This window comes from Corallococcus macrosporus (genome assembly GCF_017302985.1).
Lineage (GTDB): Bacteria > Myxococcota > Myxococcia > Myxococcales > Myxococcaceae > Corallococcus > Corallococcus macrosporus_A.
Genome location: NZ_JAFIMU010000001.1, coordinates 47,143 through 68,602 on the forward strand (window position 1 = coordinate 47,143; position 21,460 = coordinate 68,602).

General features: G+C 70.7%; 15 protein-coding genes and 1 tRNA gene. 10 read left to right on the plus strand and 6 right to left on the minus strand.

What is annotated here, in order from left to right; genetic code table 11:
• Window positions 1-14: 14 nt before the first annotated feature.
• On the plus strand, window positions 15-413 hold the full coding sequence (locus JYK02_RS00245; protein WP_207047840.1) for a hypothetical protein: 399 nt from the start codon (window positions 15-17) through the stop codon (window positions 411-413).
• A gap of 66 nt (window positions 414-479) precedes the next feature.
• Window positions 480-552 (plus strand) — tRNA-Ala (locus JYK02_RS00250).
• Between the two features lie 95 nt (window positions 553-647).
• On the opposite strand, the gene JYK02_RS00255 is transcribed toward JYK02_RS00250, so the two are convergent.
• Together JYK02_RS00255 and JYK02_RS00260 are read right to left on the minus strand one after the other, a co-directional pair.
• Window positions 648-4,466, minus strand: coding sequence for an ATP-binding protein (locus JYK02_RS00255; protein ID WP_207047841.1), 3,819 nt, complete (start codon window positions 4,464-4,466; stop codon window positions 648-650).
• Window positions 4,467-4,643: 177 nt separating this feature from the next.
• Window positions 4,644-5,564 (minus strand): class I fructose-bisphosphate aldolase, encoded by a 921-nt coding sequence (locus tag JYK02_RS00260; RefSeq protein ID WP_207047842.1) that lies wholly within the window; start codon window positions 5,562-5,564, stop codon window positions 4,644-4,646.
• A gap of 232 nt (window positions 5,565-5,796) precedes the next feature.
• Here JYK02_RS00260 and JYK02_RS00265 point away from each other — a divergent pair, with 232 nt between their 5' ends.
• Window positions 5,797-7,596: a TolC family protein gene (locus JYK02_RS00265; protein WP_207047843.1), complete on the plus strand. Its 1,800-nt coding sequence runs from the start codon at window positions 5,797-5,799 to the stop codon at window positions 7,594-7,596.
• Window positions 7,597-7,662: 66 nt separating this feature from the next.
• Entirely contained in the window at window positions 7,663-8,298 is a 636-nt protein-coding gene (locus JYK02_RS00270) for an MlaC/ttg2D family ABC transporter substrate-binding protein (protein ID WP_207047844.1), read from the plus strand.
• Window positions 8,299-8,379: 81 nt separating this feature from the next.
• On the opposite strand, the gene JYK02_RS00275 is transcribed toward JYK02_RS00270, so the two are convergent.
• Entirely contained in the window at window positions 8,380-9,564 is a 1,185-nt protein-coding gene (locus JYK02_RS00275) for an N-acetyltransferase (protein ID WP_207047845.1), read from the minus strand.
• A gap of 9 nt (window positions 9,565-9,573) precedes the next feature.
• Entirely contained in the window at window positions 9,574-11,130 is a 1,557-nt protein-coding gene (locus JYK02_RS00280; RefSeq protein WP_207047846.1) for an aminotransferase class I/II-fold pyridoxal phosphate-dependent enzyme, read from the minus strand.
• A 431-nt stretch (window positions 11,131-11,561) separates the two neighbouring features.
• Here JYK02_RS00280 and JYK02_RS00285 point away from each other — a divergent pair, with 431 nt between their 5' ends.
• The 5 genes from JYK02_RS00285 (at window position 11,562) to JYK02_RS00305 (ending at window position 18,005) form a co-directional block, all read left to right on the plus strand.
• Window positions 11,562-14,033 carry an efflux RND transporter permease subunit gene (locus JYK02_RS00285; RefSeq protein ID WP_207047879.1) on the plus strand — a complete coding sequence of 824 codons (2,472 nt, stop codon included), beginning with the start codon at window positions 11,562-11,564 and terminating at the stop codon, window positions 14,031-14,033.
• The gene (locus tag JYK02_RS00290; protein WP_207047847.1) at window positions 14,030-15,010 is read left to right on the plus strand and encodes a phosphatase PAP2 family protein; all 981 of its coding nucleotides are present in this window, start codon (window positions 14,030-14,032) and stop codon (window positions 15,008-15,010) included. Before JYK02_RS00285 ends, JYK02_RS00290 begins: the two co-directional genes overlap by 4 nt.
• Window positions 15,011-15,075: 65 nt before the next feature.
• A complete protein-coding gene (locus tag JYK02_RS00295; protein WP_207047848.1) occupies window positions 15,076-16,275 on the plus strand; it encodes an aminotransferase class I/II-fold pyridoxal phosphate-dependent enzyme in 1,200 nt (399 codons plus the stop codon).
• A 13-nt stretch (window positions 16,276-16,288) separates the two neighbouring features.
• Entirely contained in the window at window positions 16,289-17,011 is a 723-nt protein-coding gene (locus JYK02_RS00300) for a methyltransferase domain-containing protein (protein ID WP_207047849.1), read from the plus strand.
• Between the two features lie 19 nt (window positions 17,012-17,030).
• Complete coding sequence (locus tag JYK02_RS00305; RefSeq protein WP_207047850.1) at window positions 17,031-18,005, plus strand: hydroxymethylglutaryl-CoA lyase; 975 nt, start codon at window positions 17,031-17,033, stop codon at window positions 18,003-18,005.
• Window positions 18,006-18,038: 33 nt separating this feature from the next.
• On the opposite strand, the gene JYK02_RS00310 is transcribed toward JYK02_RS00305, so the two are convergent.
• Window positions 18,039-20,027, minus strand: a complete 1,989-nt coding sequence (locus tag JYK02_RS00310) for a TIM44-like domain-containing protein (protein WP_207047851.1) — start codon at window positions 20,025-20,027, stop codon at window positions 18,039-18,041.
• 101 nt (window positions 20,028-20,128) lie between these two features.
• On the opposite strand from JYK02_RS00310, the gene JYK02_RS00315 reads away from it, so the two are divergent.
• On the plus strand, window positions 20,129-20,905 hold the full coding sequence (locus tag JYK02_RS00315) for an enoyl-CoA hydratase-related protein (RefSeq protein WP_207047852.1): 777 nt from the start codon (window positions 20,129-20,131) through the stop codon (window positions 20,903-20,905).
• 81 nt (window positions 20,906-20,986) lie between these two features.
• Here the strand turns inward: JYK02_RS00315 and JYK02_RS00320 are convergent, their stop codons facing one another.
• Complete coding sequence (locus JYK02_RS00320) at window positions 20,987-21,367, minus strand: YtxH domain-containing protein (RefSeq protein ID WP_207047853.1); 381 nt, start codon at window positions 21,365-21,367, stop codon at window positions 20,987-20,989.
• Window positions 21,368-21,460: the final 93 nt, after the last annotated feature.

The window sequence follows — 21,460 nt, forward strand, 5'->3', positions numbered from 1 at the left end:
CGAGGGTGACAGCCGTGGCGGCAGATCCGAAGCAGACCGAAGTGATGCGGCAGATCAACGAGGCCTTCCAGGCGGCCGAGGCCAAGCTGGCCAAGCTGCGGGAGGCCGTTGAGCGCAACACGGAGCTGGCACGGGCCAACGGCAAGGCCGCCTTCCTCAAGGACAAGAAGGAGCAGACCCACCGCGAGCTGGGCGAGGCCGTCTGGCAGGCCGTCCAGGCAGGCCGGCTGGAGCTGCCCGCGAACTTCGCCCGGCTGCTGCAGAACATCGCCGCGGCGGAGAAGGCGGCGGCGGACCACGCCGCGTCCCTCACCGACCTGCTCCGGGAAGGAGAAGAGGTGGCGGACCGTTTGAAGGTAAAAACCGTCGCGAAGCCGCAAAAAGTTGTGGCGTCTGGGACGAAGAAGCCGTAGAAGTCGCGCCGCCTCACGGCACGGACCGCCCCCCACGGCGGCCCGGGCAGCACGCAGCGAAAAGACGGGGCTATAGCTCAGCTGGGAGAGCGCTTGAATGGCATTCAAGAGGTCACCGGTTCGATCCCGGTTAGCTCCACACTGAAGTGAGAGAGGCCCGCGAGAGAAATCTCGCGGGCCTTTTGCTTTTGGGGCGCGCGGTCCGCCCGGCCAGGCCAGGCCCGGGGCGACGCGCTACGGGCTCGCGGGGAGCTCGGGCGCCGCCGGGACGTGGCGGGGCAGCCGCACGGTGAAGGTGGTGCCCGCCTCGGCGGTGGACGTCACGGTGACGGTGCCGCCGTGGGCCTCCACCAGTTGTTTCACGATGTAGAGCCCCAGCCCGATGCTCCGGCTGCTGTGGTCCACCTCGCCGCTGGCGCGCTGCAGCGGCTGGAAGAGCCGGTCCAGCCGCTCCGGGGGGATGGGGGCGCCCTCGTTGTGGATGGACAGCGTCACGGCGTCGTCCGTGCCGTGGGTCTCCACCAGGACGATGGTGTCCCGGGGGCTGTACCTCAGCGCGTTGGTCACCAGGTTCTGGGCCATCTGCCCCAGCCGGTCCGGATCCCACTCCCCCAGGCCGCTGCCGCCCCGGCGCCGGCGGATCTCCCGGTCCGGGTGCGTGGCTTCAATCTCCTCCAGCACGCCGTCGATGATCTCGTGCAGGTCCGACGGGCGCCGCTGGATGTGCAGCCCGCCGCCCAGGCGCGCCTGGGTGAAGTCGAGCAGGTCGCGGATCATCCGGTGGGCCCGCTCCGCGGCGGACTGGATCCGGCTGACGGCCTTGGTGCTGCGCTCGTCCAGTTCCTCGCGGCGCATCAGGCTGGCGGCGCCCAGGAGGATGGCGCTCACGGGGTTGCGCAGGTCGTGGCTTACGATGCCAATGAGCTGCTGCTCGAAGTCCGCGCGCTGCTGCTGCTGGGCCTGGGCCTGGCGCAGCTCATGGATGTCCATGGAGGTGCCCACCCACTTGATCACCTGGCCCTCCGCGTCCCGCACGGACAGGGCGCGCACCAGGTGCCAGCGGTACTGGCCGTCCCGGTAGCGCACCCGGTGCTCGGCCTGGAAGCGGTCGCCGCGCGCCAGCCCCTCCGCCCAGGCCCTGCCGGTGGAGGCCATGTCGTCGGGGTGGACGATGCACCGGTAGCCCCGGTCCAGCAGCTCCTCCGCGCTCATGCCGGTCTCCTCCGGGAGCACGCCGTTCACGTAGGAGATGGCGCCATCCGGGGTGGTGACGAAGACGGCCTCCGGCAGCGCTTCCGCGAGCGTGCGGAACTCCTCCTCGCTGCGGCGCAGGGCGTCCTCCGCGGCCTTGCGCTCCGTGACGTCCTGCATGGCGCCCACCATGCGGATGGCCCTGCCGGCGGCGTCGCGCACCACCCAGCCCCGGTCCTCCACCTGGGCGTAGGTGCCGTCCGCGCGGCGGAAGCGGTACTCGGCGCGCCAGTCGCTGCCCCCGGGCGCCTCCGCGATGGCGTGGAGGCTTTCGGCGGCCTGCGCGCGGTCCTCCGGATGGACGGCGTCCGTCCACCAGTCCAGCCCGGGGCGCACCGCGTCCGGCCCGTAGCCGAAGAGGGTGTGGATGCCCTCGCTCCAGGACAGCTGCTGCGTGCGGATGTCCAGGTCCCAGACGGCGTCCTTCGTGGCGCGCGTGGCCAGCCGGTAGCGCGTCTCCGACAGCTTGAGCGCCTGGAGCAGCTCCTCGCGCTGGGCGCGGGCCCGCGCGGCGTTGACCGTCCCCTCCAGGCGGGCCACCAGCTCCCGCACACCGAAGGGCTTCACCAGGTAGTCGTCCGCGCCGGCGGTGAGGCCCTCCACCTTGGCCTCCTCGCCCGCGCGCGCGGACAGGAGGATGACGGGGACGTGGGCCGTGCGCGGATCCGCCTTCAGCTCCCGCAGCAGCCCGAAGCCGTCCATCCCCGGCATCATCACGTCCGACAGCACGACGTCCGGTGGCTGCTCCCGCGCCGCTTCCAGCGCGGCCCGGCCGTCCGCCACCGCCGTCACCGTGAAGCGCCCCTCCAGGGACCGCCGCACGTAGTCGCGCATGTCCGTGTTGTCGTCCGCCACCAGCACGTGGCCCCGCACGATTCCCGTCCGCGCTTCCGGCAAGGAAACCGGCGCGTCGTCCCAGATGCCCGACACCCACTGCGCCGCCTCCTGGACGAAGGCCTCCGGGGTTGGAGCGCGCACGGACTCCGCCCGGGCGGGCTCCGGCTGTCCCGCGGGCAGGTGCGCGGTGCCGGTGGGCAGGGACACCGTGAAGGTGCTGCCCTCGCCCGGCGTGCTCTCCACGCTGACGCGTCCCCCGTGCAGGTCCACCAGCTCGCGCACGAGCGCCAGCCCGATGCCGCTGCCTTCGTGGCTGCGGCCCCGCACGCCCTCCACCCGGTGGAAGCGATCGAAGACGCGGGGCAGCTCGTTCGCGGGGATGCCCATGCCCGTGTCGCTGACGGACAGCTCCACCCGGTCGCCGTGCTGGCGCAGGCGGACGGTGATGGCGCCCTGGAAGGTGAACTTGAAGGCGTTGGAGAGCAGGTTGAGGACGACCTTCTCCCAGAGCTCGCGGTCCACCCAGACGGGGGTGGACAGGGAGGGGCACTCCACCTGGAGCCGCAGCCCCGCCTTGGTCACCAGCGAATCGAACGCGCCCGCGAGCCCCGCGGTGAGCGGCCCCAGGTCCGTGGGCTCGAAGTGGGCCCGCATGCGGCCCGCCTCCAGGCGGCTGAAGTCGAGCAGGCTGTTCACCAGCTTGAGCAGCCGCTGGCTGTTGCGCTGGACCAGCATCAACTGCTGCCGGTGCCCCGGATGCAGGGGCAGCTCCGGATCCGCGAGCACGTCCCCCAGCGGCCCCAGCATCAGCGTCAGCGGCGTGCGGAACTCGTGGCTGACGTTGGAGAAGAAGGCCGTCTTCGCCCGGTCCAGCTCCGCGAGCACCTCCGCCTGCCGCCGGGCGTCCTCGTACGCGCGAGCTCCGGCGATGGCCGCGCCCATGCTCCCGGCGACCAGCTCCAGGAACGAGCGGTACGACGCATCCACGGGCACGCGGGGTGACAGGCCCAGCACCAGCACGCCCGCGGGGCTCGGCTCGCCAGGGCGGGCCATGGGCAGCACGAGCGCCGTCGTGGGAGGCGGCACGCCGTCCCGCAGGGGGAGGCGACCGAAGCGCGCCTGGAGCTCCCGCACCTCTTCGGCCTGCCCGGAGCTCACCACCTGGGCCAGCGGCCAGGGGGAGGCCGAGCCCGGCGTCAGGTCCACCTGTCCGGGGCTGAAGGGGCCGTCCGCCTCCAGGCCCATGCGCGCCTCCAGGCGGGCCCGGTTGCCGTCCGCGTCCACGCGGTAGAGCAGCGCGAACGGAAGGTCCGCGGGGTTGGTGGCGAGCGCCTCCATGGCCCGGGTGCACGCGTCATGGACCCGGAGGCTTCCGCCCGCGCGCGCGGCCACCTCCTGCAGCGTCCGCAGGCGGCGCGCGTCGAGCACCTGGCTGGTGGTCTCCACCACCGTGTCCAGCACGCCGTTGACGGCCCCGGACTCGTCGCGGACGGGGCTGTAGGCGAAGGTGAAGTAGGTCTCCTCCAGGAAGCCGTTGCGCTCGACGAAGAGGAGCTGGTTCTCCGTCATGAGGGGGCGGCCCTCGCGGCGGACCTGCTCCACCCACGGGCCGATCTGATCCCAGACCTCCGCCCAGACCTCGTGGCCCGGCCGTCCCATCGCCGCCGGGTGCTTGCCGCCCAGGATGCGGCTGTAGGCGTCGTTGTAGATCTTCACCGACTGCGGCCCCCAGAACACCATCATGGGGAAGCCGGAGGTGAGGCAGGTGCTGGCGATGGTGCGCAGGGACTGCGGCCAGGAGGACACCGGACCCAGCGGCGTCTTCGACCAGTCCATGGACCGCACCAGGGCGCCCATGTCGCCGCCACCCGCCAGGAAGTCCAAGGCCGCGGGGTCGGTGGCGTCCGGCTCGGGCGCGGTGGTGGCCGCGACGTCAGTACCAGGCGTCCTGGAACCCTGAATCATCCCTGTTGCGTAATCCAAGCCCGGCATGGAGGCCAGGGTAGGACTGCGGGTCGGCGGCCCTCCCTGGGCTTGTCCGCCCGCCAGCGTTGACGGCGGAACGCTCGCGCCGCGTGGCGCCCGTCCGGCGAAGGGACGGGCCGGGGAGGGCGCCACGCCACGGATGAGACGGTGCGGGGACTACTTGCCCGCGAAGACGTTCATCACGTCCTTGAGCAGCTTGATGGACTCGGCGTGCGGACGCTGGAAGGCGTTGCGGCCCATGATGGAGCCGAAGCCGCCACCCTGGTGGATCTGCCGGATGTCCTCCATGAGGGCGCCCGTCTCCTTCGCCTCGCCGCCGGAGAAGATGACGATGCGCTTGCCGTTGAACGCGGAGCGCACCACCTCGCGCACGCGGTCCGCGAGCGTCTTGGTGGGGATGTTCGCCTTCTCGAAGGCCTTCTTCGCCTCCGCCTGCTCCAGGAAGTCCGTGGGCGGCTTCACCTTGATGATGTGCGCGCCCATCTGCGCGGAGATCTGCGCGGCGTACGCCACCACGTCGATGGCCGTCTCGCCCTCCTTGGACAGCGCACCGCGCGGGTAGGCCCAGAGCACCGTGGGCAGGCCGTAGGACTTGGCCTCCGCGATGATGTCGCGCAGGTCCTGGTACTGCTCGTTGCGGGCCGCGGAGCCCGGGTAGATGGTGTAGCCCACCGCCGCGCAGCCCAGGCGCACCGCGTCCTTCACGGACGACGTCACCGCGGACATGGGCGCGGCCGTCTTGGCCAGCGAGTCGGAGTTGTTCACCTTGAGGATGAGGGGAATCTCACCGGCGAGCTTGCCCGCGACGGCCTCCAGGAAGCCCAGCGGCGCCGCGTACGCGTTGCAGCCGGACTCGATGGCCAGCTGCGCGTGGTAGTCCGGATCATACCCGGCGGGGTTCGGACCGAAGGAGCGCGCGGGGCCGTGCTCGAAGCCCTGATCCACCGGGAGGATGACCAGCTTGCCCGTGCCGGCGAGCGTGCCGTGGTTCATGAGGCGCGCCAGGTTCGTCAGCGTGCCGGGGTTGTCGGAGGGGTACCAGGAGAGGATCTGCTTGACGCGGTCGGTGTAGGCCATGGGGTTTTCCTTGAAGGAAAGGCGTCGAAACCGGCGCGGGATTCTGCGGTCCTTGCTCGCGCCGACCAAGCCCTGTCTGTACCGAATGTCCGCGACTGTCACGCCCTCACGTGCCTTCCCGCGTGAGCGACTGGACGGAAGCCGACATCCGACCGGGCCCATGGGCGCACAGAAATGCTGCGCCGTCGCGGGCTTCCGGATATGCCCGCTCGCACACGAGGCGGACCACAGCATGGGCAGAGAAGTCGGTAGGGTCGTCGCAGTGGCAATGATGCTCACCGGTGGCGCCGCGGGCGCGCAGATCGCGCCCACGCCGGGGCCTTCGAACGCCCCAGGCACGGGGGCTCCGGGAACCTCGACCGTCACGCCCGGCACCCTGTCGCCCGGCACCGTCCCCACGCCCTCGCCCGGCTCCACTCCTTCTCCCGGGCCGACCGGCACCGGGACGTCCGCCGCCAACCCCACCCCGGGCACGCGCGCGCCGCTGCCGGGCCCCAGCGCCGTGAACCCCGGTCCGGCCGCCGCGCCGGGCAACGCCGCCCAGGGCGCCACCACCGGCACGCCCAAGCCGGCGTCCGCCACCCCGGGCGCCCAGGACCTGGGCACGTCACCCATCGCCCCCGGCTCGGGGGACGGCGCTCGGGGCGACCTCACCCCCGGTACCCCCCGGGGCGCTCCGGAAGAGGCCCAGGCCCCGGGGACCGCCCAGTCCACGAAGCCCCTGAAGGGGCCCATCACCTTGCCCCAGCTGGTGGCGCGGGCGCGCACGCAGGACGCGCGCGTGGCGGAGGCCACCGCGGAGCTGCGCAAGTTCCAGGCGCTCCATGATCAGGCCCGCTGGGCCTGGTTCCCCCGCTTCGAGATCACCCTGGGCGCGGGCGGCCCCGTCCCCGAGGCGCGCAACGACGGCCTGGGCGGACCGCCCACCACGGAGGCGTCGCTGGAGGGCGACTGGAACTTCGGCAAGGTGGGCGTGACGGTGTTCTCCACCGGCAACGCGGTGCTGCCGCTCTACACCTTCGGCAAGCTGTCCGCCCTGGAGAAGGCCGGCGAGCAGGGCCCCATCGTGGGCGCGGCGCTGCGCGAGCGAGCGCGCGCGGAAGCCGGCTTCCAGGCCGCGCAGGCGTACTACGGCTACCAGCTGGCGCGGGCCGGCCTGAAGCAGCTGGAGGACGTGTCCAAGCGCCTCAAGGACGCGGGCGACAAGATCGACGCGCTCCTCAAGGAGGACTCGGATCAGGTGTCCAAGACGGACACGTACAAGCTCGGGTACTTCCGTCAGCTGGTGGAGTCGCAGCGCGCCACCGCCGTGCAGGGCGAGCAGTTCGCGCTCACCGCCATCCGGCTGCTCGCCAACGCGGCGCCGGACGAGCAGGTGGAGGTGGCGGAGGAGGACCTGCCGCTGCAGGGCGACGTGACGGTGCCCGACCTGGAGACCGCGCTGAAGCAGGCCAACGAGCGCCGTCCTGAGCTGAAGGCCATCGCCGCGGGCATCATCGCGCGCGAGCAGGAGGTCATCATCCGCGAGCGCAGCTACTACCCGGACCTGGGACTCGCGGGTTACTACGACGTGCGCTGGACGAGCAGCGCCACGCGCCAGCGCAGCCCCTTCGCGTACGACCCGTTCAACGACCGCACCGCGGGCCTGGGCCTGGTCATCCGCGGCACCTTCGACATCCCCATCAAGGACGCGCAGTTGGAGCAGGCCCGCGCGGAGCTGGACAAGATGCACGCGCAGGAGCTGACGCTCAAGGCCGGCATCCGGCTGGAGGTGACGCAGGTGCAGAGCCAGCTCGCCGCGGCCTACGCGCGCGCGAAGTCCTTCACGGAGGCGGAGCGGAACGCGAAGCGCTGGGCCACCGCCGCCTACGCCGCCTTCGACCTGGGCACCGGCGACACCCGCGAGCTGGTGGACGCCTTCACCGCGCTGGCGCAGGCCTCCGCGGAGCGGGGCAAGAGCTGGCATGACGTGCGAGTGGGGCTGGCCTCACTGGCCCGCGTCACGGGTGCCGTCCCAGGCGGGGATGAATAACCCTTTCAGGCTTCCAGTCTTCACAGGTGTCGTCACACCTGACCTTCAACCCGGAGCTTCATCCCTATGATTGCTTCCCTGCTTGCCGCCACGCTGCTCGCCGCCGCTCCCGTGAGCCCGCTCAACGTGGTGAAGAACGGCAACGCCGCCGTGCAGAAGGCGGCCAACGCCCCCGGCGCCACCGTGCAGTCCCTGGCCACCGTCGTGGAGTCCTTCGTCGACTTCCAGGAGCTCGCCAGGCGCGCCCTGGGTGAGAAGGCCTGGAAGGGCCTCACCCCCGCCCAGCAGAAGGAGTTCACCGACACCATGACGGGGCTGCTGCGCGCCTCGTACGCCCAGAAGGCCATCGGCCAGGCGAAGGCGGACGTGAAGTACGGCAAGGAGAGCGTGCAGGGGGACGAGGCCAAGGTCGACACGCAGCTCACCGTGAAGACGGACCAGGTGCCGGTCGACTACAAGCTCTACAAGGCCTCGGCCAAGGCCGACTGGCGCATCTACGACGTCGTCACCGACGAGGTCTCGCTCGTGGATACGTACAGCGGCCAGTTCAAGAAGATCCTCTCCACCAAGGGCTTCGACGGCCTGCTGTCGACGCTGAAGTCCAAGCGCGCCCAGCTGGAGAAGGAGAACGCCAACACCAGCGCGGCCTCCGTGAACGAGTCCGCCGCCGGCGGCACGGGCGCGGCGCCGCAGGCCAAGTAGGGCAGGGCGTCCGACAAACCATGCTTTACCTTCCGCCCGGGTGCCACAGCGCCCGGGCGGAAGTGTTTCAGGACGACGCCGTCACGCCGGCCGCTGGAACACGCGGTACGTCTTGGAGCGCTGGCCGCCCATGGACTCGATGGCGCGGTTGACCAGGTGGTTGTCCTCCAGCGTCCACGAAATCTCGCCGCCCGTGTACCCCAGCTCCTTCGCGGTGCGCAGGGTGTCCAGGTAGAGGATGGCGTCCAGGCCGCGGCGCCGGTAGCCCTCCTTGATGCCCAGCGTGAGCAGGCGCAGCCGCTTGAGCTTGCGCGACGCCAGCACCAGCTTCACCAGGCCAATGGGCAGGCCGAACGTCGTGAGCCGCCCCTTGGCCGCCTGGAACGCCGGGTTGGCGTCCGGCAGCGTCATGGAGAAGGCGACGGGCTCACCCTTCACCTCCGCGATGAGCAGCAGCTCCGGGCGCACGATGGCCTTCATCTCCTTGGCCATGTGGTCGAACTCGCGGTCGGTGAAGGGGATGAAGCCCCAGTTCTTCTCCCAGGCCGCGTTGTAGATCTCCTTGATGCGGGCGACCTCGGCGGGGAAGTCCTTCAGGTTCACCGCGCGCACGGTGATGCCCTCGCGCTGGCGGATCTTCTCCGCGATGCGCGCCACCTTCTCCGGCGGAGGCGTGGACGACGACAGCTCCCACGCCCACAGGTCCTTCGCCTTGGTGAAGCCGCACGTCTCCAGCAGGCCCGCGTAGTACGCCGGGTTGTAGGGCATCATCAGCGCGGGAGGGCTCTCGTAGCCCTCCACGAGCAGGCCCCAGTCCTGGTTGGAGGAGAAGTTGGCCGGCCCCAGCACGGTGTCGATGCCGCGTGCCTTCAGCCACGCGCCGGCCGCGTCCAGCAGGCCCCGCGCCACGCCCGCGTCGTTCACGCACTCGAAGAGGCCGAAGAAGCCCTCCTTCGTGCCGTGGAACTCCATGTGGCGCGGGTTCTTGATGGCCGCCACCCGGCCCACCACGTCCTGCCCGCGGCGGGCGAGGAACAGCTCCACCTCCGCGTAGTCGAAGAAGGGGTTCTTCTTCGGATCCAGGAAGTCGCGGCGCTCCATCTCCAGCGGCGGGACCCAGTTCGGATCGTCACGGTAGAGCGAGTACGGCAGCCGGATGAACGCCGTCCGGTCCGCCGCGCCGCGCACGGGAGTCACCTGCACGTCGGAGGGCATGGTGGGGGTCGGGGAGGAGGCTGCGTCGGTGTGCTTGGCGGGGTGGGCCATGAGGGAGGCTCAGTTCCTTTCGGCCTGGTCGCCGCCGCCGGAACCGTCGCTGCCGTTGCGCATGAAGAGCTGGGCGCCCTTCTCCAGGAGCACGCCGCCCAGCTCGCTGCGCTTCTCCCACAGCTTCTTGGGCGCGCCGCCCAGCCGCCGCAGGTCCTCCGGCTGGAGGTTCGCCGCGCGCCAGGTGAGCTGCTCCACCGCGTCGAAGAACTTCCCGGCCATCTCCCGCGACGACATCCGCGACAGCTGATCCAGGGAGAAGCCCTTGTCCGCGAGCAGGCCCGCGCTGCCCGCCGCCCACGTCTCGCTCGCCTTGTTGCTGCGCACCGCGCTGCCCGGCCGGGCGATCTTCACCGGCTCGTACACCGTGGGACGCGTCTCCGGGATGACGTTGAGCTTGCGGCCGATCTTCTCGAAGGTGTCCAGCACCTGGTCCAGCTGCGCGTCCGTGTGCGTGGCCATGTAGCTGGTGCGGATGAGCGCGTGGCCCGCCTCCACCGCCGGCGGAATGACGGGGTTGGCGAACACGCCCGCCTCGTGCAGCGCGCGCCAGAAGCGGAAGCACTTCACCTGGTCGCCAATGTGCACCGGCACCACCGGCGTCACCGACACGCCCGTGTCGAAGCCCATGGCGCGGAAGCCGTTGTGCATCTTCTCCGCGATGTCCAAGAGGCGCGCGCGGCGCTGCGGCTCCGCCTCGATGATCTCCGTCGCCTTGAGCGCCGCCGCGATGGACGCGGGCGTCATGGACGCGGAGAAGATGACCGAGCGGGCCTTGTGGCGGATGTAGTTGATGACGTCGAACGGACCCGCGAGCACGCCGCCCAGCGACGCGAAGCTCTTGGAGAACGTGCCCATCACTAGGTCCACGTCCTTCTCCAGGCCGAAGTACTCGGAGGTGCCCCGGCCCATCTCGCCCAGCACGCCCATGGCGTGGGCGTCATCCGTCATCACGCGGGCGTTGTACTGCTTGGACAGCTCCACGATGCGGGGCAGGTTGCAGACGTCGCCCTCCATGGAAAACACGCCGTCCGTGACGATGATCTTCCCGGCGCCCGGCTCCGCCGCGGCCAGGAGCTGCTCCAGGTGATCCATGTCGTTGTGGCGGAACTTGCGCTCCGTCGCGAACGACAGGCGCACGCCGTCCACCAGCGACGCGTGGTTCGCGCGGTCGCTGAACACGATGTCGTGACGGCCCAGGATGGACGCCAGCGCCAGGTTCGTCTGGAAGCCGGTGGAGATGACGATGGCGGACTCGCGGTTGAGGAACTTCGCCAGCCGCGCCTCCAGCTCCTCGTGCAGCGCCAGCGTGCCGTTGAGCAGGCGCGAGCCGGAGCAGGTGGTGCCGAACTTCTCCGTGGCCTTGATGGCCGCTTCCTTCACGCGCGGATCCGCGGACAGGCCCAGGTAGTTGTTCGAGCCCACCATGATGACCCGGCGCCCCTCGATCTCCACCTCCGTGGCGCCGTGCGACGCCTCGATGGCCCGGAAGTACGGGTACAACCCCGTGGCCTTGGCGATGCGGTAGTCCTTCCAGGTACGGCACTTGTCGAACACGTCGCTCATGGTGGTCTTTCTTACGCGTCGGGGGGTGTGATCCGAGCCGCTTTCCATGTGCAGGGCGCGTTCCAGGTTCGGATTGCCCGGCCGCGTGAACACCCAGGGGGGACGACGCGAGGGGGTCAATAAAGAGGGAAATCCACACTGTCAAGGCGGGGACGGTTCCATCGCTCGCCATGTGGGGCATCCGTGTCAGGGCGCGCCTTGACAGTCATGCCCCATTGGTGGCACGCCGCGCCTCCGAGCCCGTGTTCGCCAGTGGATGCTCCAGCACCCAGGGCACACACAGGTTCACATGGGGAATGGGTGCGGAGGGGCCGTCTGTTCCGGGGGCCTGGATCATGGCCGGCTTATTGCTTCGGCGGCCAGCATCAGAGGAGCAGACGGTGTCCCAAGCACGACGGCAGCGGTGGTTCGAGGGCTTCATCCAGGCAGCGATGTCGCGCCCCTGGCAGGTGCTGCTCGCTGTCGCCCTGGTGACGGCCGCCGCGGGCGTCTTCGCCTCGCGCCTGGAGTTCCGCGGCTCGTTCGTGGAGCTCCTCCCGGAGGGTGCCCCCGAGGTTCGCGATCTGACACGCGTGTCAGAGAAGGCGGGCGGGGACGGGTACCTCGTCATCATGGCCAAGGGGGGGACCCCGGAGGCCCTCAAGTCCTACGCCACGGAACTTCAGAAGCGCCTGGAGGCGCTGCCCACGGTTCGCTACGTCGAGCACCACTATGACGTGGCCTTCTTCCGCCGCCACGGGCTGCTCTTGCTGCCCACGGCGGAGGTCGCCTCCTTGAGGAAGGACCTGGAGGCCCGCGTCCTCTACGAGAAGGAGCGCGCCAGCCCCCTCTTCGTGGACCTGGGCGCGGAGGAGGCGCCGCCCACCTTCGAGGCCATCGCGAAGAAGCACACCCCGGACTCCTCGGCGCTGCCGGAGACGCTGGCGAACAAGGAGGGCACCGAGGTCTACCTGATGATCAAGCCGTCGGGGACGGCGGGGGACCTGGCGTTCGCGCGGGACTTCGTGGCCACGGTGTTCGACGCGGGCCGGAAGCTCGCGGCGGAGAAGTACCCGGGCGTGACGCTGGAGGCGACGGGCAACTTCCAGAACCGCATCGAAGAGGACGCGGTGATGCGCCGCGACCTGTCCAACGCGGGCATGCTGTCCGCGCTCATCGCCGTGGGGCTCATCCTGCTGGCCACCCGGCGCATCTCCGCGCTGGCGGTGGTGGGCGTGCCGGTGGTGGTGGGGCTGGTGCTGACGTTCGCGTTCGCGCAGGGCGCCATCGGTCACCTCAACATCGTGACGGGCTTCCTCGTCGCCATCCTCATCGGCCTGGGCATCGAGTACGGCGTCCACCTGGCCATGCGCTACTGGGAGGAGCGCGAGCAGCACGGCGTGAAGGAGGCGCTGACGGCGGCGGTGCGCGGCACCTTCAGCGGGGCGCTCACGTCCGCCTTCACCAACGCGGCGGCGTTCTTCGTGCTGGTGCTGGCGCAGTTCCACGCCTTCCAGCAGTTCGGCCTGCTCGCGGGCATTGGCGTGCTGATGGCGGTGCTGTCCGCGTACGCGCTGGGCCCGTCGCTGCTCGCCATCGCGGAGCGGATCCGCCCGTACCGCCGTGACGGCGCTGTCGCGGCCTCCGCGCCCGCCGTGGAGCAGGCCCCGGCTCCGGCTCCCGCGAAGGAGTGGCGGCGCTGGCCCACGGGCGTCATCGTCGCGGTGGCGCTGTCGGTGGTGGGCTTCGCGGCGTACTCGGTGGGCATCGCGCCCCGGCTGGGCTTCGAGACCAACCTGCGCAACCTGAAGGGTGACTCGCCGGCGTCGCGGCTGGATGACCACATCACGGAGCAGATCGGCGCGCCGCTCAACCCCGCCATCCTCTCCGTGGACACGCTGGAGCAGGTGCGCGAGGTGGAGGCCGTCATCGCCCAGGTGAAGGCGAAGAACGGCGCCAACTCCGTGTTCCTTCGCACCGCGTCGCTGAGCGACCTGGTGCCGTCCGACGTGGCGGGCCACGCGGCGGAGCTGGGCCGCATCCGGACGCTGCTGGACGGGCTGCCGAAGTCCGCCCAGGAGGACCCGCGCGTGAAGGACCTGCGGGAACTGGTGGACGCGAAGCCCTACGGGCTGGAAGAGCTTCCGGTGGAGGCGCGCCGCCGCTTCGAGGCGCTGGACGGCAAGGGCATGTTCCTCCTGCTGTTCCCGTCCGTGTCCAACTACGACACGCAGGACCTGAACCGCTGGGCCACGCAGCTGGATGAGGTGGTGGCCGGGGCGAAGGCGAAGGGCATCGACCTGGCAGTGCTGGACAGCAACCGCATCGCGGCGCGCATCTTCGCGCTGGTGCGCGGGGACGGGCCGTTCATCCTCTGGTCCGCGGCGGTGGTGGTGTTCCTGGTCATCCTCGCCAGCCTGCGCAGCTTCAAGCGCGCGCTCCTGGTGGCGGGCCCGCTGTTCCTGGGCATGACGTGCCTGGCGGGCGGCATGTACCTCTTCGACGTCCAGCTCAACTTCATCAACGCGGTGGTGCTGCCCAACCTCCTGGCCATCGCCGTGGACAACTCGGTGCACCTGTTCCACCGGTACGAGGAAGAGGGCCCCGGGTCGCTGGGCCGGGTCGTGCGCAACACCGGCTTCGCGGCGGTGGTGGCCACCCTGTCCAACGCGGCGGGCTACGGAGCGCTCCTCGTGGCGAACCACCAGGGCTTGCGCAGCATCGGGCAGATTGCCCTACTTGGGGTGGTGAGCACCTTCCTGGGGACGACGGTGTTCTTTCCAGCCATGCTGGCGCTGCTGGAGCGGTGGAAGGGGCGGCGGTCCGCGGTGGCGCCGGAGACGGGCGCGGTGGTGCGGAGCCTCAATCTCGGGGAGGCCGGCGAGCTGCCGGCCGAGTCGCCGGGGGAGCGCAAATCGGCGTGAGCATCTGGTCATTCAGCGAAGGCCGTGTGCGGCCCGCCGTGGCGTCGTCGGACGAAGCGCTCGTGCGCTTCCGGCAGGTGGACCTCGTCCTCATGGTGGCCTGCTCGCTGGCCGCCCTGGCGTGCGTGGGCCCGGCCCGGTGGGTGCCCCACTCGGGCCGCAACGCGCTCTGCTTCCTCTTCTTCGCCCTGGGCCTGCCGGCCCTGCGCATGCTGGAGGCGCGCTTCCCGCGCCAGCCGCTCATCGCCATCGTGGCGGACTTCTGGCTCCTGCCGGTGTCGGCGCTGGCGCACGGCTGGCTGGGCCCCATCGTGGATTGGGTCAACCCGCTGGTGAAGGACGCCCAGCTCGTCGCGGTGGATCAGCGGCTGTTCGGCTTCCAGATCTCGGTGGCGCTGTCGCACGTCATCCCGCCGTGGGCCAACGACATCCTGATGCTCTGCTACTACGGGCACTTCATGTGGCCGCTGCTCCTGGGCATCTACCTGTACGCCCGGGGCAGGGGGGCCACGCCCGGCTTCGACGAGTACCTGCTGGGGCTGGGCCTGCTCCTGGGCTTCAACTACGCGGCGTACTCACTGGTGCCGGCGGTGGGGCCCCGGTACTTCCTCATCGGCGCGTTCGATGGGCCGGCCACCCAGGGGTGGATCCTCACGCCGCTCCTGGAGTCGATGATGCGCACGCCGGCGTACACCCGGGACTGCTTCCCGTCCGGGCACACCGGGGTGATGCTGGTGGTGCTCATCTACGCGTTCCGGTTCGCCCGGCGGTTCTTCTGGGTGATGCTCCTGCCCGGCATGGGGCTCATCTTCGCGACGCTGGCGGGGCGGTTCCACTACGCCATCGACCTGGTGTGCGCGGTGCCCCTGGTGCTGGTGGTGACGGGGCTGGCGCTGGCCCTGTCCCGGGCCGCCCGGCAGCGCGCGGTGGAACAGGGCGCGCGTTCCGTGCCCGTGGACGCTATCGTCCGGCCCTGAACCGCCAGCCGGTCGCCCCGGGATCCGGGGAGGACGTGCGCTGGCCTTTTTCAGAGGCCTGACCCATGTCGCCCCGGCCCGTGCTCGCGCAACGCGTCTCCCGCTTCGGCACCACCGTCTTCTCCGAGTTCAGCGCGCTGGCGCTGAAGCACCAGGCCGTGAACCTGGGGCAGGGCTTCCCGGACTTCGACGGGCCGGATGCCATCAAGGAAGCCGCCTGGAAGGCCATCCAGGGCGGCGTCAACCAGTACGCCCCCGGCGTGGGCGCGAAGGACCTGCGCAACGCCATCGCGGAGCACGCGCAGCGCTTCTACGGCCACGCCGTGGACCCCGACACCATGGTCACGGTGACGAGCGGCGCGACGGAGGCCATCCTCGACGTCATCCTGGGCCTGGTGGACCCCGGCGACGAGGTGGTGGCCTTCGAGCCGTTCTACGACTCGTACGACGCCAACATCGCCTTCGTGGGCGCCACGCCGCGCTACGTCCCCCTGCGCCCGCCGGACGCGACGCACACCACGTGGTGGTTCGACCGCGACGAGGTGCGCGCCGCCTTCGGTCCGAAGACGCGTCTGCTCATCCTCAACTCGCCGCACAACCCCACGGGCAAGGTCTTCACCCGCGAGGAGCTGGAGTTCCTGGGCAACCTCTGCGCCGAGCACGACGTGAAGGTGCTGGCGGATGAAGTCTACGAGCACATCGTCTTCGCGCCCGCGCGCCACCTCCGCGCCGCCACGGTGCCGGTGCTCGCGGACCGCACGGTGACGGTGAGCAGCGCGGGCAAGTCCTTCAGCCTGACGGGGTGGAAGATCGGCTGGATCATCGCGCCGCCGCCGCTGAGGGACGCCGTGCAGCGCGCGCACCAGTTCGTCACCTTCGCCACCGCGTCGCCGTTCCAGGCCGCCATGGCCGTGGCGCTGCGGCTGCCGGACAGCTACTTCCAGGACCTCACGGCGCTCTACACCGCCAAGCGCGAGCGGCTGCTCACGGGCCTGCGCGCGGCGGGGCTCCAGGCGTTCTCCCCGGAGGGCAGCTACTTCATCCTCGCGGACGTCACCGGCTACGGCTTCGCGGACGACGTGTCCTTCTGCCGCCACCTGGTGACGGAGGTGGGCGTGGCGGGCATCCCGCCCAGTGTCTTCTACGGCCCGGAGCACCGGCACCTGGGCCAGCGCTTCGCGCGCTTCGCCTTCTGCAAGACGGAAGGCGTGCTGGACGAAGCCGTGCGCCGCCTGCGCGAGAAGCTGCCCGCCCTCAAGCGCTGAGGCGCGCACGGCCGTGGGCGACGACTTCTTCGGGGAGCTGTACCTGCGCAGCACGCTGCCGTTCCTCTCCGAGGCGGTGACGGCCCGGGAAGTGGAGTACCTGTCCCGGGCGTTCGCGGACGTGGAGGGGCCGGTGGTGGACCTGGGCTGCGGCCACGGCCGGCACGCGGCGCGGCTCAACACGCAGGGCGCGCTCGCTGGCAGGGTGGTGGGGCTGGAGCTGGATCCGCTGTCCCTGCGCCTGCGCCGCCCCGGCTTTCCCGTGGTGCGGGGCGACCTGCGGGCGCTGCCCTTCCAGGACGCGTCCCTGGGGGGCGCATACGCCTGGTATTCGACACTCTTCGCCTTCAGCGACGCGGAGCACGTCCAGGTGCTGCGCGAGGTGTCGCGGGTGCTGCGGCCCGGCGGACGGTTGGTGTTCCAGACGGTTCCGTTCGAGCGGCTGGCCGGAAGTCCGGGCGCGTCGTTCCGCGAGCGGTTACCGGATGGGAGTCTCCTGGAGGAGGAGAGCCGCTTCGACGCGACGCGTGGCCGCGATGTCGGCCAGCGTCAGCTGACACTTCCGGATGGACGTGTCCTGCGAGCGGCGTACGCGCTTCGTTACTATCCTCTTGCGGAACTGAAACGGCTGTTGGAAAGCACGGGCTTTTCGGTGGAGTGGGTGCACGGCGGCCTGGAGTCCGGGCCGATGACACCCGAGTCGACCGACCTCATCGTGGGAGCCGGGCGCGGTTGACCGGCCCGGGACACGTCCAGTGGATCCGAAAGAGACATCGCGAACGCGGGTCGGCCTGCTGGGGCAACTGCCCCGCCGGGTCGACGTGTACGAGGTCGGCCCCCGCGACGGCCTGCAGAACGAGCTCCGCACGCTGCCCACCCGCGACAAGGCGCGCCTCATCAACGCCCTGGTCGCCGCGGGGGAGAAGCGCATCGAGGTGACGTCGTTCGTGTCACCCAAGTGGATCCCCCAGCTGGCGGACGCGGAGGAGCTGCTCAAGCTGGTGGGCCGCCGCCCCGGCGTCGTCTTCTCCGCGCTGGTGCCCAACCTCAAGGGCCTGGAGCGCGCGCAGGCGGCGGGCCTGGAGGAGGCCGCGGTGTTCATCTCCGCGTCGGAAGCCCACTCCAAGAAGAACATCAACAAGACCATCGCGGAGGCCCTGGCCGGCGCGAAGGAAGTGACGGCCGCCGCCCGCAAGGCCGGCATGCGCGTGCGGGGCTACCTGTCCACCGTGTGGGGCTGCCCCTACGAGGGCCACGTCCCGGTGGAGCGCGTGGTGGACATCTGCCGCCAGCTGGTGGACGCGGGCATCTACCAGCTCAGCCTGGGCGACACGATTGGCGTGGGCACGCCCCGCCAGACGGAGGAAATCCTGGGCGCGCTGCTCCAGCACATGCCGGTGGACACGCTGGCGCTGCATCTGCACGACACGCGCGGCACCGCGCTGGCCAACGCGCTGGTGGGCCTGTCCGCGGGCGTCACCACGTTCGACGCGAGCATCGGCGGGTTGGGTGGCTGCCCCTACGCGCCGGGCGCCGCGGGCAACCTGGCGTCGGAGGACGCGGTGTTCATGCTGCACGGCATGGGCGTGGACACCGGCATCGACCTGGACAAGCTGGTGGAGGCCGGGGAGATCGCCCAGGAGCTCATCGGCCGGAAGCTCGCGGGGAAGTACCTCCAGGCCGCGCTCGGCGAGCGGGACAAGAAGGCTTCCCGCCGCGCGCAGACCTGAGCCGTGCCCCTTGCCGGGGACCGCGTGTAACGGCTAGCGGTCCCCGAGCATCGCTGTCAGCTGCTCCTCCAGCCCCAGGTGCTGGGCGGCGATCTGCAGCATCCGCCGCTCCTTGCGGTCGATGCGGCCGTCCACCAGCGCCATGTCCACGATGTGGCGCAGGAACACCTCCGCCTCCGGGCTGCCGCGCGGCACCAGGCGCTCGAAGAGCTGGGGCCCGGCGTTGAGCGCCATCTCCACGTTGGCCCACGACACGCTCCAGCGCTCCGCGCACAGCTTGAGCAGGCGGCGCTCGGCGCTGCTGACCTCGCCGTCCGCGGCGGCGATGGACGCCATCATGTAGAGCAGCCGCTCGCGCTCCTTCACGTCCGTCACCACCCGGTCGCCGTCGGTGTCGCCACGACCGCCCGCGTCCATGCCCACGGGCGGGGGCGCCATGGTGCCGCGCTCGGCCTGGCGCCGCTGCTGGTAGCGCTCCGCCTGCGCGGTGGACCGCCGCGCGTGGTGCACGTTCCAGGACTCGAAGGGGAGGGCGGACGCGAGCACCCAGTCCCGCTCGCCGTTGCCCAGCACCGTGCCGCAGAACTCGCAGGTGTTGGCCGCGCTGTTCGTCGTGGGCGCATTGCACTGCGGGCAGCGGTCCGTGGACATACCGGTGTCCGTGTTCGTCTTCGCGCCGTGGCGGCGCACCAGCGTGAAGACCCAGCGCTGCGGCACCGTGGGCAGGCTCGGCGGCTTCTCGTTCACGGGGCCGATCCCCATGCGGGCGCTCCAGCGGATCTCCACCTGGGCCTCGTCGAAGGACTCCGGGTGCACCTCCAGCGCTCTCACGTCCACCGCGCCCACGGCGCACTCCAGGAAGACGCGGCGGCGGCCCTGCTTCGCCAGCTGGCCCAGCTCCGCGTCCAGCTTGGTGAGGGCGTCCGCGTTGGCGACCTTGGACAGGCGCTGCGTCTCGTTGCGGCTCTGAGCGTCGATCCACTTCCAGAACAGGAGCGACGCGCGGTCCTCCAGCATCTCCAGGTTGAGCGCGGGGTCCGCCTCGCGCGCCTGCATCAGGCCGTCCACCTGCTTGTGGTGGCGCACGTGCTCCACGCCCTGGGTGATTTCAGAGAGCGTCCAGTCGTAGTTGCCGGAGTTCACCACCGCGTTGCAGAACTCGCAGGTGTTGGACGCGCCGCCCTTGTAGGGCGCGCCGCAGTTGGGGCACTTGCCCTGGAACAGGTCCTCGCCAATGCGCGTCTGCGCGCCCGGCTTGCGCACGAAGGTCCACACCTCCGTGAACGTCTCCGGGGCCACCTTGCTGGCGGCGGCCATGGCCTGCGCATCCGTCTGGTTCGCGGGCACGTCCGTGTCGCGGATGCTGGCGCGCACGCGCACGTGGATGCTGTCGTACCACTGCGTCTGGTGCAGGCCGATGAGCTGTACGTCCAGCACCTTCATGTCCGCGAGCGCGTCCCGCACGCCCTGCGCCTGCATCAGCGCCAGCTGCACGTTGAAGCGCTGCCACGTCGCGTCCGACAGGAAGGGGCGCACCGGCGTCATGTCCCGGCGGAACCACGACTTCTGCAATTCGATGAAGAGCCAGCGCACCTTCTCCAGCGTGGGCTCCAGCTCGAAGGACGGGTCCTTGAGCTTCAGCGCGTTCACCCAGCCCTGCACGTCGCGGCCGGACACCTCCGTGCGCGCCTCCGCCTCGCGCTGATCCAACGCGCGCCGGGTGGTGGCGTCCGGGTGCAGGTTGCGCTTGTAGAGCCAGTAGAGCCCGCCGCCGATGATGAGCAGGGGAATGGTCACCTTCGGATACAGGAAGAGGATCCGGAGGAGGTCGAAGATCAGCCAGAGGGGCAGGCCGTCCCCCCCACCGCCGCCCCCGCCCCGGTCGCGTCCGGAGGTGTAGTGCTCGCCGCCGCCGCCGCGCGCCAGGGCCACGAGGGGCAGGGCGAGCACGAGCAGGGTGGAGACGGTGAGCAGTCCGGGCAGCCACCGCCACGGGCGGTTCGTCGTTGGGCACGAAGACATGGGCGAAATCCTATCCGTTTACGGCTTGCCAGACTGGGGAACAGGTTTCAGGCTGCGCGCCATTCACGCGGGCCCACCGCGGCCTGTCACGGGGAGCGAAGATGCCTGAGTTCAAGGTCGACGCGCGCGGCGCCATCGAGATCTGGACCATCGACGGCGAGAGCCGCCGCAACGCCATCAGCCGCGCGATGCACCGGGAGCTGGACGCGCTCGTGGCCCGCGTGTCCTCCGGCCGCGCGGTGCGCGCCGTCATCCTCACCGGCGCGGGCGACAAGGCCTTCTGCGCGGGCGCGGACCTGAAGGAGCGCACCACCATGTCGGAGGACGAGGTGCGCGCCTTCCTCAACGGCCTGCGCGTCACCCTGCGCGCCATCGAGAAGAGCGACTGCGTCTTCATCGCCGCCATCAACGGCGCGGCCTTCGGCGGCGGCACGGAGCTGGCCCTGGCGTGCGACCTGCGCATCGCCTCGCCCGCCACGGAGATGGGCCTCACGGAGGTGAAGCTGGGCATCATCCCCGGCGGCGGCGGCACGCAGCGGCTCTCGCGGCTCATTGGCCCGGGGCGCGCCAAGGACCTCATCCTCAGCGCCCGGCGCGTGAACGCGGCGGAGGCCTTCAGCATCGGCCTGGTGAACCGGCTGGCCCCGGAAGGGCACCTGCTGGAGGTCGCCTTCCAACTGGCGGAGGCCGTCGTGGACAACGCCCCCGTGGCCGTGGCCACCGCGAAGCACGCCATCGACGAGGGCACCGGCCTGGAGCTGGATGACGCGCTGGCGCTGGAGCTCAAGAAGTACGAGGAGGTGCTCAAGACGGAGGACCGGCTGGAAGGGCTCCGCGCCTTCGCGGAGAAGCGTCCCCCTGTCTATAAAGGCCGCTAGGCCCTTCGAAAGCGACAGGGGCGGCAGGCCCGCGGTTGCCCGCGGACCGTGCTGCCCCTGCCTGCTTCCATCACATCAAGCTCAGGCGCTCGCGGTCTTCTCGCCGCCGATGTTCACGCCCTGCTTGTTGATGTAGCCCATCGCCTTGTCCTTGACGGTGGTGCGCAGCTCCGTGCCGCGGCTCGGGGCCATCAGCAGGGCCACGATGCTGCCCGCGGCGGCGCCCAGCAGGAACGCCCCCAGGCCGCCCATCCCCGAGCGCGCCGGCTTGTACGTCGTCAATCCCACATAGCGCAGCGCGTCGTCCGCGTCGAAGTTGTCCCAGGACTTACGGGCGACCTTGCCCGCCTTGTCCGCGTACTCGGGGAGCTGGTCGAGCAGTTGGTGCGCCAGGAACTGGCGGTACAGCTTGCTCTTGGCCAAAGCCTTCGCCTGCCACGTCGCCTTCTTCGCTCTGAACATGGGTCCCTCCTGGTCCGAAGTCCGGATGCCGTTCACGGGGCGGCCATGGCCCGCCTGGGTGCACACCCCCCGTGCGACATGAAGGTAGGCAGG

Coding starts and splice junctions, on each gene's coding strand:
- JYK02_RS00255 (WP_207047841.1), bottom strand. CDS start 4,466: ATGATTCAGGGTTCCAGGACGCCTGGTACTGACGTCGCGGCCACCACC.
- JYK02_RS00260 (WP_207047842.1), bottom strand. CDS start 5,564: ATGGCCTACACCGACCGCGTCAAGCAGATCCTCTCCTGGTACCCCTCC.
- JYK02_RS00265 (WP_207047843.1), top strand. CDS start 5,797: ATGGGCAGAGAAGTCGGTAGGGTCGTCGCAGTGGCAATGATGCTCACC.
- JYK02_RS00270 (WP_207047844.1), top strand. CDS start 7,663: ATGATTGCTTCCCTGCTTGCCGCCACGCTGCTCGCCGCCGCTCCCGTG.
- JYK02_RS00275 (WP_207047845.1), bottom strand. CDS start 9,564: ATGGCCCACCCCGCCAAGCACACCGACGCAGCCTCCTCCCCGACCCCC.
- JYK02_RS00280 (WP_207047846.1), bottom strand. CDS start 11,130: ATGAGCGACGTGTTCGACAAGTGCCGTACCTGGAAGGACTACCGCATC.
- JYK02_RS00285 (WP_207047879.1), top strand. CDS start 11,562: ATGTCGCGCCCCTGGCAGGTGCTGCTCGCTGTCGCCCTGGTGACGGCC.
- JYK02_RS00295 (WP_207047848.1), top strand. CDS start 15,076: ATGTCGCCCCGGCCCGTGCTCGCGCAACGCGTCTCCCGCTTCGGCACC.
- JYK02_RS00310 (WP_207047851.1), bottom strand. CDS start 20,027: ATGTCTTCGTGCCCAACGACGAACCGCCCGTGGCGGTGGCTGCCCGGA.
- JYK02_RS00315 (WP_207047852.1), top strand. CDS start 20,129: ATGCCTGAGTTCAAGGTCGACGCGCGCGGCGCCATCGAGATCTGGACC.
- JYK02_RS00320 (WP_207047853.1), bottom strand. CDS start 21,367: ATGTTCAGAGCGAAGAAGGCGACGTGGCAGGCGAAGGCTTTGGCCAAG.